The following is a 14,431-nucleotide window of genomic DNA, read 5'->3' as shown; positions in this document are numbered from 1 at the left end:
TTGAGGCTCAATCAACCAGACTATTAATCTGCTCTGGAATCAATTTTTCTACTTCTGATGTCGCATCACAGGCGATGCCTGAATGCGCCAATGCTGCAGACAGTTTTTCTATCTGCTCTTGCTGTGCAGCAGCGTGATCGATCAGCTTATGCAAGACTTTGGAGATTGGGTCATCACTGTTTTGGGTCACACCATAGGCCGTGAACAGATGCGCAGTTTCTGAATCTGCAGAAGCCACTTCTTTTTTGATGACGTGAGCAGGATTGCCAACTGCAGTACCACCGGCAGGCACAGGCTTGAGTACCACAGAGTTGGAGCCTATCTTGGCCCCGGCACCAATGGTAAAGCCACCCAGCACCTTGGCCCCAGCACCAACAATGACACCTGCTTCAAGAGTAGGATGGCGCTTGGCACCGCGCGACAAAGAAGTCCCGCCCAGAGTCACTCCCTGGTAGATCGTGCAATCATCGCCAATTTCTGCAGTCTCACCAATAACCACACCAAATCCATGGTCAATAAATACCCTTCGGCCTATCGTTGCACCTGGATGGATTTCTATACCAGTCAGTACACGGGCAATATGAGAAATAAAACGCCCCAACCACTTCAGCCCACGTTTCCAGCACCATTGCGCCCAACCGTGCATGAGGATAGCTTGAAAACCAGGATAACAAGTGATCACCTCCCACGCATTACGGGCGGCAGGATCTTTCTTAATAATGCTGGCTATATCTTCTCTCAGGCTGTTAAACATGAAATTTATATGGATATGACGGAAGGGAATAAGATAGTAGCGTATTTCTGCAAACGCTGCGCCCGGCGCTCAAAATCGCCGGGCATTATCTGGCACGATGGCCTTACAGGCGCTGGCGACGTGCTTCGTAGAGACAAACACCTGAAGCCACGGAGACATTCAGGCTTTCGACAGAACCGAACATGGGGACACTGACCAACACATCGCAGGTTTCGCGAGTCAGGCGGCGCATGCCCTCACCTTCCGAACCCATGACCAGGGCGCAGCCGGATTTGAAATCCACATCATAGATATTTTTTTCGACATCATCGGTCGTACCGACCAGCCAGATATCACGCTCTTTCAACTCACGCAGGGTACGCGCCAGATTGGTGACGGTAATGTATGGCACTGTTTCAGCTGCACCACTGGCAACCTTGGCGGCAGTGGCATTCAAGCCCACAGCCCTGTCCTTGGGAGCGATAACCGCATGAGCACCGGCACCGTCTGCCACACGCAGGCAGGCACCCAGATTATGCGGATCAGTAATACCGTCCAGCACCAACAGTAAAGGTGGGCCATCAATCGCATCCAGCAATTCATCGAGGTTACGTGCCAATGACAACTCACTGGCTTTGGCCACTACACCTTGATGGCGGCGCGTACCGACAATATTGCTCAGTCGCTGATCATCCGCCGGGATGATGCGCACACCAGCAGCTTTTGCCGCTTGCAACAGGTCTTTCATACGGCCATCAACGCGCGAAGAATCTACATAGATTTCTTCGACGGAGGAGGCTTCATGACGGATCCGGGAGGTCACCGCGTGGAAACCAAAAATCATTTTACTTTTCATTTCATTCTTTTCTTTACATGCTTTTCTTTGAGGTACTAGCGTCTTTTCTTCGCTGACTTACCTGCAGCAGCAGGCGCTTTTTTCTTGGCGCTAGCGACAGCGGGTGAGGATTTCTGGCGACGCCCACCAGAAACATTTTCTTCTTTTACTTTTTGGGCAGGAACTGTTTTACCACCTCTGCCATAAGTGGAAACCACTTTTTCTTCAGGAGCAAGCAGCGCCTTTTTAGAGCTGGCAACACCCTTGCGATTTTTTTCATTTGCAGCACCACGAGTATCTGCCAATCCTGCAGAGCGTGGCGACACGGCCTGGACTATGGCCAGATCTATCTTGCGTGCATCCAGGTCAACCCGGCTGACTTGCACCGTTATTTTGTCGGTCAACTGATAACGCTTGCCAGTACGTTCGCCACGCAATTCATGGCGCGCCTCGTCGTATTGGAAGTAATCGGCACCCAACTCAGTCACGTGCACCAGACCTTCGATAAAGATCTCATCAAGCTGGACAAAAATACCAAACTGGGTCACACCAGTAATCATGCCGGTGAATTCTTCACCTACCTTATTGCGAATGAAGTAACACTTGAGCCAGGCTTCGACATCACGCGAAGCTTCATCAGCCCGGCGCTCGTTGGCAGAACAATGGACACCCAGAGCATCCCAGATAGTCTGTTCTTTTTCTTCCTTCTTCTTGCCAGCGGCCTTGTCAGCGATCTGCTGTTTTCTTGTCGCATTCGATACTGAACTATTCAAAAGCGTCAAGTCTATGCCCTTGGGTTCATACTTGCGACCTTGCAAAATTGCCTTGATGGCCCTATGAGTCAGCAAATCAGGATATCGGCGTATCGGACTAGTGAAATGGGCATAGGCATCGTAAGACAAACCGAAGTGACCAATATTATCTGGACTGTATACCGCCTGTTGCATGGAGCGTAGCAACATGGTTTGCAAGAGCGGCGCATCTGGTCGGCCTTTAATTTTATTCATCAGCTCTGCATAGTCCGATGCAGCAGGTTTGTCGCCACCACCAAGGAACAAACCCACCTGCTTCAGGAAATTTCTAACCTGAGTCAGTTTCTCTTTGGTCGGGCCAGCATGGATGCGGTAAGTTCCTGGGTGCTTATAAGTTTCGAGTAAATTTGCTGCGCAGACATTGGCTGCCAGCATGCACTCTTCAATCAGCTTATGCGCATCATTGCGTGTACGCGGCAATATCTTTTCTATTTTGCCTGCAGGATTGCAAACGATATAGGTTTCTGTCGTTTCAAAGTCGATAGCGCCACGAACCTGGCGGGCTTTCAATAAAGACTGGAAGACCTCATACAGATGCAAAAGATGAGGCACCAGTGTCTGGCGCTTGGCAGCCTCAGGGCCTTTGGTGTTACCCAATATGGCAGCCACTTCAGTATACGTGAAGCGAGCTGCAGAATGGATGACAGCCGGATAAAACTGGTAAGCCGTGACTTCTCCATCCTGAGTAATCACCATATCGCAAACCAGCGTCAGTCGATCGACATCAGGATTAAGTGAGCAAAGTCCATTTGAGAGGCGCTCTGGCAGCATCGGTATTACCCGGCGCGGGAAGTATACAGACGTGCTGCGCAGCAGAGCCTCCTCATCAAGAGCATCATTAGGATTGACATAGTGACTGACATCGGCAATCGCAACGATGAGCCTGTGACCTTTGCTACGACCTATCTTGACTGGTTCACAGTAAACTGCATCATCAAAATCGCGGGCGTCTTCACCATCAATCGTCACCAATGGGATATCACGCAGATCCACGCGGTCTGTGAGATCACTATCTCTGACTTCTGAAGGTAACTTGGCCGCAGCCTTTTTAACTGCCTCAGAAAATTCATGCGGCACACCAAATTTTCTAACAGCGATTTCGATTTCCATACCTGGATCATCGACATCACCCAATATCTCGACAATTTTACCAACTGGTTGCGCATAGCGGGTTGGCTGCTCAGTCAACTCGACGCTAACAACCTGACCAGCCTTGGCTTTACCTGGTGCACCGGTGAGCAAAATATCCTGGCTGAAGCGTTTATCTTCAGGCGCCACTATCCATACCCCGTTTTCATTTAGCAAGCGCCCGATGACATGGGTATTGGCTCTGTCGAGTATTTCAAGAATGCCGCCTTCTAGCCGGCCACGTCTGTCAGTACCAACCACGCGTGCCATGACACGGTCGCCATGCAAGACTTTTTGCATTTCGCGCTCTGGCAGGAACAGGTCTTCACTGCCATCATCAGGGATGAGGAAACCATATCCTTCGCGATGACTGCTGACTTTGCCGCTGATGAAATTATCTTGATTGGCGATGGAATAATTTCCACCTTTATCTACTTTGACTTGCCCATCTCTTTCCATCGCGTTTAATCGTCGTGTCATGCCATCTAACTCCTCAGGTTTCACTGACAACACCTCTGCAATCGCAGACGTTGTCATTTTTGCCGTGTTAGTACGTAGAACACCCAGTATCTCTTCGCGACTGGGGATGGGGTATGAATGCTTGTTCAAATTTTGTATTTTTTCTTAAAAAAGTTAATTTGGCTTACGCCAAAATCTTATCAGGCCATAGTTTACTGTAGCTAACCTTTTTCGCCTAACAATTCTTGTATTGCTCAGGTGACTCACCTTGACAAATGCTTCAATTAATTTATAATGTTGTTCTCCGTTGCCCACGTGGCGGAATTGGTAGACGCGCATGGTTCAGGTCCATGTGCCTTCGGGTGTGGGGGTTCGAGTCCCTCCGTGGGCACCACAATTTGAGAGCCCGCTGATGAAAATCAGCGGGCTTTTTCAATTATGCCTTCCGTTTTCAATCCCCTTGCCACAGCAAACCTGGCTTTCAAACAATCTCGTCCTCTCTGTAAGTCATTCTCACCCTACCCCAGACTGCCATATCATTTGCTGTTCATACATAACAAGACTCTCAGCAGATGCTAGTTTAATTGCTCATCAACATGCCAATATTAGCGCGCAAATTGCCAGTCGCATTATCCAGGAAAAATATTTCCCCAAAACCAGGTAAATGCTCTATAATAATGCCTTCCGTTGCCCACGTGGCGGAATTGGTAGACGCGCATGGTTCAGGTCCATGTGTCTTCGGATGTGGGGGTTCGAGTCCCTCCGTGGGCACCACAAGTTTGAGAGCCCGCTGATGAAAATCAGCGGGCTTTTTCAATTCCAGATTTGCTTTTCTCATTTGCGCAAGCTGCACCATATTTGCACCAACCATCCGCACCATCTCAAACAAGCAAAGTCTGACAGGGACTAATAAGCCCTCCCTCGGTGAAACACGAGAAATGCCTCACAATGAAGCACCAGACAATTGCATAGTGTCGACATAAAAAAACGGAAGCAAATTGCTTCCGTTTTTATAACTACCAATTAAGCTGCGCCCTTTTTCAACCAGGCATTCAACTGATGCGGCCTGATACTGTCATACTCTTCAAAAGGCTGATGTATCCAGGGATTGTTCGCCAGATAGTCCAGATAATAATCCGGAGCCACCGATGAACATGCCTTGTACCAGATCACTGCCGACTTTACTTCGGTCACAGCCGGGAAGTTTTCGCGCAAATGCACGAGCACCTTTTCCAGGGTAACGCCAGAATCAACAAGATCGTCCACTACCAGCACTTTGCCCTGCAGTGCACCCTTGGTCATGGAAATATACTTACCTATGTCCAGAGTGCCCTGCACTGTGCCTGACTCTTCGCGATATGAACTGGTCGACAAAATCGCCAGAGGCACATCAAAAATTCTGGAGAAAATATCGCCAGGACGCAAGCCACCACGGGCGAGACACAAAACTTGATCAAACTTCCAGCCAGACTCATGCACTTTCAATGCAAGCTGCTCGATGGAACGATGATAGGCTTCCCAGGAAACCCATAAGTCCTTGTCTGTAGATGCAGGCATATTCATATTTTTATTTTTCCTTCTTAGATAAACGGGTGCCTTAACACGATGGTTTCTTCGCGATCTGGTCCGGTAGAGACCATATCGACAGGAACACCAACCAGCTCCTGAATTCGCATAATGTAATTGCGGGCATTGACTGGCAGAGCATCCATGCTTTGTGCGCCAACAGTGCTTTCAGACCAGCCTGGCATTTCTTCATAAATAGCTTCGCAGCGTGCCGCTTCTTCAGCACCAACCGGAAAGATATCCACGACCTTGCCATCAATCTTGTAACCCGTGCACAGCTTCAATGTTTCCAGGCCATCCAGTACATCAAGCTTGGTCAGGCACATGCCAGAAACACCATTGATTTGCACTGAGCGCTTCAGCAAGGCGGCATCAAACCAGCCACAACGACGGGCACGGCCAGTGACTGTACCAAATTCATGGCCAACACTGGCCAAATGCTTGCCTACGCCTGCATCAGTTGGCAATTCAGACGGGAATGGGCCAGAACCTACGCGGGTTGTGTAAGCCTTGGTGATGCCCAGGATGTAATGCAACATATTTGGGCCAACGCCAGAACCCGCCGCCGCATTGCCAGCCACACAATTGCTGGATGTAACGAAGGGATAAGTACCATGATCCACATCCAGCAAACTGCCTTGCGCACCTTCAAATAACAAACTGGCACCCGCCTTGTGCGCTGCGTACAGTGCACTCGAAACGTCTGCCACCATAGGACGGATACGCGGCACATTGGCCAGCGTGTCATCCAGCGTTTTTTGGAACTCGACCGCTGGCGCTTTCAGATAATTGGTCAACACAAAATTGTGGTAATCCAGATTATCACGCAGTTTTTCCGCAAAACGCTCTTCGTTGAGTAAATCAGCGACGCGTATGGCGCGACGAGCAACTTTATCTTCATAAGCCGGGCCTATACCCTTACCTGTAGTGCCAATCTTGGCAGCGCCACGGGCAATTTCACGAGCCGCATCAAGCGCAGTGTGATAAGGCAAAATGACAGGGCAAGCTTCTGAAATTTTCAGGCGGGAAGCGACTTCCACACCATTTGCCTGTAGCTTGTCGATTTCACGCAAAAGATCAGGCACGGATAAAACCACGCCGTTACCGATATAGCATGCAGTACCAGCGCGCATGATGCCTGATGGTATCAGTTGCAAAGCAGTTTTTTGCCCGCCGATGACCAGCGTATGGCCGGCATTGTGTCCACCTTGAAAACGCACGACGCCCTGGGCGTGGTCCGTCAACCAGTCAACGATTTTTCCTTTGCCTTCATCGCCCCACTGGGTGCCGATTACGACTACGTTTTTTGCAATTTTAGTTTGTGTCATCACTCAACCTACATTTTGAAGAATCCATTTACCTGCATCGAAAATGAGTGCGCGATTGCAATCAAATTCGTCTTGTTCATTTTCGTGTCCTGGCAGACTTTGGATCACGATTTCGCCCTCACCACGCAATGCTGTGATTTTCTCGCGCAAAGCAGGATCACTACCCCAAGGGGCAAGGATTGCGTCTTTTCTCTCGGCGGAAGGCAGCAGACGTGCCAGTTCACGCAGATCTAGAGAAAATCCTGTTGCCGGGCGTGAACGACCAAAAGCCTCACCCACATGGTCATAGCGCCCACCACGTGCAACCGCATTTGGTAAACCAGGAACAAATACATTGAACATCACCCCACTATGATAGTGGTAGCCACGCAAATCAGCGAGGTCTATCGTGACATGGGCCGTGCCTGTCAGACGCACCAAATGCTCAAGCTCATCTAGTGCGGTTTGTATGCCTGTGAATGCAGGCAATACGGCACGCGCCTTTTGAATAATCGAGATATCGCCATACAGACCAGGCAAAGCCATCAATGCAGCACGCACTTCAGGTGAAAAATTCTGGCTCAATTTGTCGATGCTAGGCAAGTCTTTCGCTTCCAGCAAGGCATATAGTGCATTTTCTTCGGCCTTGGCCAATGGGTCAGCAGCCAATAAGGCACGCAAAACGCCGACATGGCACATATCCAGCCTAACATCTTTGACGTGCGCCAGTGCCAGACAAGCCAGTACCAGTTCCTGGATCTCGGCATCAGCCTCCAGACCAGCATGGCCATAAATCTCGGCACCAATTTGCAAAGGCTCGCGCGTGGCATGCAAGCCAGACGGTTTGGTATGCAAGACACTGCCTGCATAGCAAAGACGGGTAACCGTACGGCGGTTCAACAAGTGCGCATCAATACGGGCTACTTGCGTGGTCATATCAGCACGCAGCCCCATGGTACGGCCAGAGAGTTGATCCACCAGCTTGAAAGTACGCAAATCCATATCCTGACCGGCGCCAGTCAGCAAGGATTCTATGTATTCCAGCATGGGCGGCATGACCAGCTCGTAACCATACAGTCTAAAATTGTCCAGCAATACACGGCGCAGCTCTTCTATCTTGCGCGCTTCCGAGGGCAAGATGTCAGCAATATTTTCAGGTAAAAGCCAATTTGGCATGAAGAACAATCAAAAAAAACAAGAAATTGGTTTAGTCTATCCGACAAACAGCGATCTGCACAAAAATTGTGCAGATCGCTGTTTGTCGCTACTATTACTACATGTAGCAGAGTATTACTTGGTCTTTACAGCAGGGGCAGCACCACCAATTGAAGACGGGCTTTTGAAATACTTAAAGAATTCAGAATTTGGATCCACGATCAAAATGTCATTCTTACCCTTGAATGAGGCAGAATACGCTTCCATACTACGGTAAAACTTGTAAAACTCTGGATTCTGACTAAAGGCTTGAGCATAAATCTGCGATGCTTCCGCATCACCCGCACCGCGTATCTTTTGCGCATCACGGTTAGCTTCAGCCTTGATAACCAGCCTTTGCTTATCCGCATCCGCTCGAATCTCTTCGGACTCGGCCGCACCGGTAGAACGCAAGCCATTTGCCTCACGGGTACGCTCAGCCTTCATACGATCATAAACCGAAGTATTGATCTGCTCGACATAATCAACCCGCTTGAGGCGTACGTCAATAATCTCAACACCTATGTTCTTGGTTTCGTCAGACACTTTTTTCTTGATAGCGTCCATGACCTTGCCGCGTTGAGTCGAAATAACTTCGCCTACTTTACGTTTGGTAATTTCATCATTCAACGCAGCCTTGATGATTTGAGACATTCTGTTTTGCGCCCTGCGCTCTTCACCATTGAAACTGACAAAATATAGACGCGGATCCTTGATGCGCCATTTCACATAAGAATCAACCAGAATATTTTTTTTCTCAGAAGTCACAAAACGGTCGGCGGAATCGGTATCAATAGTCAGAATACGTTTATCCAAAAACAAGACGTTTTGAAATGGCGGTGGCAACTTAAAATGCAAACCTGGTTCACTAATCACGGACTTGACTTCACCCAAGGCAAATACAATCGCGTGCGAACGCTGGTCAACGACAAAAATAGTCGAGTATGCAACTAGAATTACTGCACAAAGTGCAATGATAAGGGTGGCTAACTTATTCATTATCTGCCCTCCCTTTCGCGTGTGTCACGATTATCTTTTGATCTTCCATCCTTGCCATAGCGCATTTCCACTGTGGGGATCTGGTCCGCAGCAGGTATAGCCACTTGCGCTGGCGCAGCAGCCTTTACCGCAGATTGATCTCCCTGATTAATCATTTTATCCAGCGGCAGATAAATCATGTTATTGCCTGTCTTGGTGTCCATCATCAACTTGCTGGTATTGGCGAATATTTGCTGCATGGTTTCCAGATATATCCTGTCTCTGGTAATTGCAGGCGCTTTTTGATATTCGGCCAACACTTGCTGGAAACGTGATGCATTACCCTGTGCATTAGCCACAATACTGGCCTTATAACCTTCTGCCTCCTGGATCATGCGTGAAGCTTCACCACGTGCTTTTGGAATCACATCATTAGCGTAGGCAATGCCTTCATTTTTCAGGCGTTCTTTATCTTGCTTGGCTTTTTGCGCATCTTCAAAAACAGCCTGAACTTGCTCTGGCGCCTGTACATTTTGCATGGTCACCTGTGCCACTTGCACACCTGAGCGATAAGCATCAAGGATCTTTTGCATTCCAGCATTGACATCAAGCGCTATTTTTTCGCGCCCTTCATACAAAACAAAATCCATAGTGCTTTTACCAACAATTTCACGCACAACTGCCTCGGCTACCTGACGTATCATCTCTTCCTGATCCCGATTGTTGTATAGCCAGTCAGCAGCATTATTCAATGTATATTGAACCGCAAATTGAATATCGACGATATTTTCATCATCTGTCAGCATCAGGGATTCACGTTCTTTGGAACCCTTTTTATAACCGATCTCTACTGTCCTGACTTGAGATAGATTGACTATCTCGTGGCCCTGTATTGGGTAAGGCCAGCGCCAGTTAAAACCCGCTGTAGTCTGATGACTGAATTTACCAAACGTCGTGATGACGGCAGTCTGACCTTCCTGCACTATGAAAAAACCACTGGACAACCAGACCAGAGCTATTACGGCAGCAATCAGCGAGGCGCCAATTTTAGCACCTGCTGAGTCTGGTGAAAAATTACCACCATTGCCTCCGTTATCACCGCCATTTTGCCCAAGCAAACGCCCTAACTTTTGGGTAAAGTCCTTCCACAACTGATCCAGGTCGGGTGGACCTTCAGGCGGTTTTTTATTATCTGGCTTATTGTTATTTTGGTTATTATTTTGCGAACCACGCCCCCATTGCGGGTCGTTTATAGACATGGTTAAACCAATTCTTTTGAGAAGTGAAACAAGCATTCTGTCGCTATCCAATGAATAGTGGGTTGGACTACTGAAGATCAAAGCGGGCATCAATCAATTCCGGGATTGCCAATTGCGCAATACCGGCTTTTTTTGCCAGAGCGAATTCTGCTATGGATTCGCGCAATAAACCTATACCTGCCCCGGAACGAGCGCTCAAAAAAACCCGTTGAATTTTATCACACTCATCTACTTCAATCGAAGGTTCCAAGCCTGCCAGGTCTATCTTATTCCACACCAGCATCTGTGGAATATGGTCTGCACCAATTTCCTTCAATACATGGTTGACCTGCTGAATCTGGTCAAAGCGCACTGGACTATTTGCGTCCACTACATGCAATAACAAGTCTGCATGTATCGTTTCTTCCAAAGTTGCTCTAAATGCAGCCACCAATTGATGCGGCAATTCACGTATAAAGCCAACCGTATCAGAAATCACGACATTTCCGGCATCGCCGAGATACAAGCGACGTGAAGTCGTATCCAATGTTGCAAATAACTGATTGGCGGCATAGGCGCCAGCCTTGGTCAGCGTATTGAACAAACTGGATTTGCCCGCATTGGTATAGCCGACCAGCGAAATCGATAAGGTATTGCTACGTCCACGTGAACGCCTCTGGGTTTCCCGTTGCTTATGTAATTTCTCAAGCTTTTGCTTGAGCATTTTGACACGCTCACCCAATAAACGACGGTCAGTTTCTAGCTGCGTTTCACCCGGACCACGCAAGCCGATACCACCCTTTTGCCTTTCCAGATGCGTCCAGCCTCGTATCAGTCTTGTTGCCAGATGCTGCAACTGAGCCAACTCAACCTGCACCTTACCCTCATGACTGTGGGCGCGCTGGGCGAAAATATCCAGTATCAAACTGGTTCTATCCACCACCCTCACCTTCAAGTGACGCTCCAGATTTCTTTGCTGCGCCGGAGAAAGTGCATGATTAAATATGACGATTTCAAGCACTCCATCGGCGACAGCATGGGCAATTTCATCCGCCTTGCCACTACCTACAAAAAGAGCAGCATCGGGACTGGAGCGTTTACAAGTAATAGTTGTAACCGGCTCTGCCCCCGCAGATTGCGCGAGCAAAGACAGCTCTTCCAGGCTGGCAGCAAAGTCGTCCTTGCCAAAATCAACGCCAACCAACGCTGCGCGCATGGTCGACTGTTTTCCAAATTCAGCACTCAAAAAATTACTCAGCCTCTGATTCAGTGTTAATGCTTACTGCACGTGCTGGCACGACGGTAGAAATTGCATGCTTGTATACCATTTGCGTAACGGTATTACGGAGCAAAACGACGTACTGATCGAAAGATTCGATGTGTCCTTGCAATTTGATGCCATTGACCAGATAAATTGATACAGGAATGTGTTCTTTACGCAAGGCGTTCAGAAATGGGTCTTGTAATAATTGCCCTTTATTGCTCATAACAGCTCCATTGTGTTGTTGTGATTAGGAGTTGGGGACTACTTATTAAAATACAAGTATTCCCAGAAGTTGATTACAAAGTAATGTAATCTATTTTCACTTTAATTGCATATCCTTGCTTAAATTTCACTGCAAAAGAAGATGAACCAAGCTGTTTTCACTTTTTAATACTTGCCAGCCAATTACTTTGACGACTTGTCGAAAGGGTTCTTGCCTGAGCGCATTTCTATTCTCAAAGGAGTTCCCGTCAATGAGAAAGTCTCGCGGAAATGTTTTTCCAGATAACGCTTATACACATCACCCACAGCTTCCAGCGCATTACCATGGATAACAATGATAGGTGGATTTTGTCCGCCTTGATGGGCGTAACGCAGCTTGGGACGTATTGACCCCTTGCGTTTGGGTTGTTGATGCTCTACCGCTTCGATCAGAGCGCGCGTCAGTTTAGGCGTCGATAAGTTAGCCATTGCTGCAGCATAAGCCGCATCGATGGACTTCATCAAGGGAGCTATACCTGTTGATTTCAGTGCGGAGATAAAATGAAATTTTGCAAAAGTCAGGAAATTCAGCTTACGCTCAATATCCAGCTTGATTTCATCGCGCCTGTCGCTTTGCAAGCCATCCCATTTATTCACGCCGACAACCAGCGCACGCCCTGATTCCAGAATAAAACCGGCAATATGGGCATCCTGCTCAGAAATATCTTGTTGAGCATCCAGTAGCAGCAAGACAACATTGGCTTCTGACACAGACTGCAGGGTCTTCACAACGGAAAATTTTTCTATCGCTTCAAACACCTTGCCACGACGACGAATACCTGCGGTATCGATCAGTGAGTAGTGCACACCATCGCGCTCAAATGGTATTTCTATGGAGTCACGGGTAGTACCAGGCATATCGAAGGCAATTACTCTTTCTTCACCCAGCAAGGTATTCACCAAAGTCGACTTACCGACATTCGGACGACCAACGATGGCAATCTTGATGCCTCGAACATTGGACTCTGGCTCCTCTGTTTCTGGCGGACGCTGTGCAAAGGCGATGTCGACCATTTCTTCGACCAAATCCGTTACGCCATCACCGTGGGCAGCAGAGATCACATAAGGATCACCCAGGCCCAACTCGTAAAAATCTGCAGTGACTGAGGTATATTTCATACCTTCAGCTTTATTTACGACCAACATGACGGAACGGCCTGATTTGCGCAGGAAATCCGTAATGGTTTTGTCATGCGGTGTCAGGCCCTGACGGCCATCGACGATAAAAACAACTACATCTGCCTCAGCCACAGCCTGTTTAGTCTGTTTGGCCATTTCATGCATGATGCCTTCTTTGGCAACAGGTTCGAAACCACCTGTATCAATCACCAAAAAGGGGCGTTCACCAACACGGCCTTCGCCGTAATGCCTATCCCGGGTCAAGCCAGGTAAATCTGCGACCAAAGCATCGCGTGAACGAGTGAGCCGATTGAACAGCGTGGATTTGCCGACATTTGGTCGGCCTATAAGTGCGATAACCGGCTTCATTATTATTACTCGGTTGCAAGAGCAACCACTGATCCTGATTTTGTTTGAACGATCAGTTTAGCATCGACCACCAAAGGCGCTGCTAAAATCTGACTACCATCGGTAGTAACACGTCCGATGAAAGAACCATCTTCCCTTGAGAGGAAGTGGACATAACCTGCGAAATCACCAACCGCTACTGCGCGATCGTATGAAATTGGTGCCGACAAGCGGCGATAAGCAAGTTTATCATTGCGCCACGCACTGGCACCACCGTTACGCGCATAGGCATTGACGGCACCAGCAACATCGGCGGCAAAAACGAAACGCTCGTCAACACTTACACCTACTTCGCTGGACAATGCCTTGCCCCAGCGCAACGCACCTGAACCCACATCAAAGCACGCAACCCTGCCCTGATAAGAACTGGCACAAATGTCATTACCCATAATGACAGGCACACCGGAGACATCGGCAACCCGTTCCAGCTCAGTTGCACCTTTAGGCTCGCCTACTGTTGCCTCCCAGCGCAAACCGCCATTGGTCAATGCCAGAGCAGCCATGCGACCACCAGGCAAGGCAACAATTGCCTGCTGACCATTCATTACTATGCCAGGCGCCAAACGCAGAGTCAAAGGCGGCAGTGGACGCTCCACCGACCATTTACGATCACCACTTGCCAAGTCATAAGCGCTTACCTTGTTGTCTATGCTGCGCACTACCACCAGACCCTGACCAACGGCTGGGGCGGACAATATCTCATTCGTACTCTGCACCTTCCAGCGCAATTTACCATCCAGATCAAAAGCAAAAACCTGACCCTTCTCACCTGCAACAACAACCGATGTGGCATCGACTCCGACACCAGCAGTCAGACGCGAGCCTGCATTGATACGCCAAACTGTACGACCAGTGGCCACTTCTATACGTGCTACCGTACCGTCAGCAGCAGCCACGTAGACATTTTGTGCGTACGCTGCGGGCGAGAAAGCATAATTGCCTGCCGTACCAATTGCCACAGTCCAACTAGATTTGATCGCCATTGTTGCCTTGATGTCCGTCAAGACAGCAGGCTGGTTTTTTGCGTCAGCTTTTGAAGAAAAAGGATTGAGTGACGACAGTGTGGAACAGCCTGTCAAAACGATAAATGCGGACGATACGACGAGCAGCTTGGCAGAAAATTGCATGT

12 protein-coding genes and 2 tRNA genes are annotated in these 14,431 nt (G+C 48.6%); 2 read left to right on the top strand and 12 right to left on the bottom strand.

Going from position 1 to position 14,431, the window contains the following annotated elements; genetic code table 11:
• Positions 1–7: 7 nt before the first annotated feature.
• From cysE to rnr, 3 genes are all read right to left on the bottom strand, one after another.
• Entirely contained in the window at positions 8–754 is a 747-nt protein-coding gene (gene cysE, locus H8L47_RS16365) for a serine O-acetyltransferase (protein WP_186954654.1), read from the bottom strand.
• 103 nt (positions 755–857) lie between these two features.
• Positions 858–1,589, bottom strand: a complete 732-nt coding sequence (gene rlmB, locus H8L47_RS16360; RefSeq protein WP_186954653.1) for a 23S rRNA (guanosine(2251)-2'-O)-methyltransferase RlmB — start codon at positions 1,587–1,589, stop codon at positions 858–860.
• 35 nt (positions 1,590–1,624) lie between these two features.
• On the bottom strand, positions 1,625–4,117 hold the full coding sequence (rnr, locus tag H8L47_RS16355; RefSeq protein WP_186954652.1) for a ribonuclease R: 2,493 nt from the start codon (positions 4,115–4,117) through the stop codon (positions 1,625–1,627).
• A 159-nt stretch (positions 4,118–4,276) separates the two neighbouring features.
• Here rnr and H8L47_RS16350 point away from each other — a divergent pair.
• A tRNA-Leu gene (locus H8L47_RS16350) sits at positions 4,277–4,361 on the top strand.
• 295 nt (positions 4,362–4,656) lie between these two features.
• Positions 4,657–4,741: transfer RNA gene (locus H8L47_RS16345), tRNA-Leu, on the top strand.
• Between the two features lie 249 nt (positions 4,742–4,990).
• Here H8L47_RS16345 and H8L47_RS16340 read toward each other — a convergent pair.
• The 9 genes from H8L47_RS16340 to bamB form a co-directional block, all read right to left on the bottom strand.
• Complete coding sequence (locus H8L47_RS16340) at positions 4,991–5,524, bottom strand: phosphoribosyltransferase (RefSeq protein ID WP_110254186.1); 534 nt, start codon at positions 5,522–5,524, stop codon at positions 4,991–4,993.
• Positions 5,525–5,547: 23 nt separating this feature from the next.
• On the bottom strand, positions 5,548–6,861 hold the full coding sequence (locus H8L47_RS16335) for an adenylosuccinate synthase (RefSeq protein ID WP_186954651.1): 1,314 nt from the start codon (positions 6,859–6,861) through the stop codon (positions 5,548–5,550).
• 3 nt (positions 6,862–6,864) lie between these two features.
• Positions 6,865–8,016 (bottom strand): ATP phosphoribosyltransferase regulatory subunit, encoded by a 1,152-nt coding sequence (locus tag H8L47_RS16330; RefSeq protein ID WP_186954650.1) that lies wholly within the window; start codon positions 8,014–8,016, stop codon positions 6,865–6,867.
• A 114-nt stretch (positions 8,017–8,130) separates the two neighbouring features.
• Complete coding sequence (hflC, locus tag H8L47_RS16325) at positions 8,131–9,033, bottom strand: protease modulator HflC (protein WP_186954649.1); 903 nt, start codon at positions 9,031–9,033, stop codon at positions 8,131–8,133.
• Positions 9,033–10,307, bottom strand: a complete 1,275-nt coding sequence (gene hflK / locus H8L47_RS16320) for an FtsH protease activity modulator HflK (RefSeq protein ID WP_186954648.1) — start codon at positions 10,305–10,307, stop codon at positions 9,033–9,035. The genes hflC and hflK overlap by 1 nt, the downstream gene beginning before the upstream one ends.
• A gap of 31 nt (positions 10,308–10,338) precedes the next feature.
• Positions 10,339–11,466 (bottom strand): GTPase HflX, encoded by a 1,128-nt coding sequence (hflX, locus tag H8L47_RS16315; RefSeq protein ID WP_186954647.1) that lies wholly within the window; start codon positions 11,464–11,466, stop codon positions 10,339–10,341.
• 34 nt (positions 11,467–11,500) lie between these two features.
• Entirely contained in the window at positions 11,501–11,737 is a 237-nt protein-coding gene (hfq, locus tag H8L47_RS16310; protein ID WP_186946602.1) for an RNA chaperone Hfq, read from the bottom strand.
• A gap of 182 nt (positions 11,738–11,919) precedes the next feature.
• Entirely contained in the window at positions 11,920–13,263 is a 1,344-nt protein-coding gene (gene der, locus H8L47_RS16305) for a ribosome biogenesis GTPase Der (RefSeq protein ID WP_186954646.1), read from the bottom strand.
• 5 nt (positions 13,264–13,268) lie between these two features.
• Positions 13,269–14,429 carry an outer membrane protein assembly factor BamB gene (gene bamB, locus H8L47_RS16300; RefSeq protein ID WP_186954645.1) on the bottom strand — a complete coding sequence of 387 codons (1,161 nt, stop codon included), beginning with the start codon at positions 14,427–14,429 and terminating at the stop codon, positions 13,269–13,271.
• Positions 14,430–14,431: the final 2 nt, after the last annotated feature.

This window comes from Undibacterium umbellatum, from assembly GCF_014284125.1.
GTDB classification, from domain to species: domain Bacteria; phylum Pseudomonadota; class Gammaproteobacteria; order Burkholderiales; family Burkholderiaceae_D; genus Undibacterium; species Undibacterium umbellatum.
This window is presented reverse-complemented; position numbering and strand designations above follow the sequence as displayed.

Excerpts from the sequence above, each read along its gene's own strand:
- H8L47_RS16335 (WP_186954651.1), bottom strand. The coding sequence starts at position 6,861 with ATGACACAAACTAAAATTGCAAAAAACGTAGTCGTAATCGGCACCCAG.
- cysE (WP_186954654.1), bottom strand. The coding sequence starts at position 754 with ATGTTTAACAGCCTGAGAGAAGATATAGCCAGCATTATTAAGAAAGAT.
- hfq (WP_186946602.1), bottom strand. The coding sequence starts at position 11,737 with ATGAGCAATAAAGGGCAATTATTACAAGACCCATTTCTGAACGCCTTG.
- hflX (WP_186954647.1), bottom strand. The coding sequence starts at position 11,466 with ATGCGCGCAGCGTTGGTTGGCGTTGATTTTGGCAAGGACGACTTTGCT.
- hflC (WP_186954649.1), bottom strand. The coding sequence starts at position 9,033 with ATGAATAAGTTAGCCACCCTTATCATTGCACTTTGTGCAGTAATTCTA.
- bamB (WP_186954645.1), bottom strand. The coding sequence starts at position 14,429 with ATGCAATTTTCTGCCAAGCTGCTCGTCGTATCGTCCGCATTTATCGTT.
- H8L47_RS16340 (WP_110254186.1), bottom strand. The coding sequence starts at position 5,524 with ATGCCTGCATCTACAGACAAGGACTTATGGGTTTCCTGGGAAGCCTAT.
- der (WP_186954646.1), bottom strand. The coding sequence starts at position 13,263 with ATGAAGCCGGTTATCGCACTTATAGGCCGACCAAATGTCGGCAAATCC.
- H8L47_RS16330 (WP_186954650.1), bottom strand. The coding sequence starts at position 8,016 with ATGCCAAATTGGCTTTTACCTGAAAATATTGCTGACATCTTGCCCTCG.
- rlmB (WP_186954653.1), bottom strand. The coding sequence starts at position 1,589 with ATGAAAAGTAAAATGATTTTTGGTTTCCACGCGGTGACCTCCCGGATC.
- hflK (WP_186954648.1), bottom strand. The coding sequence starts at position 10,307 with ATGCTTGTTTCACTTCTCAAAAGAATTGGTTTAACCATGTCTATAAAC.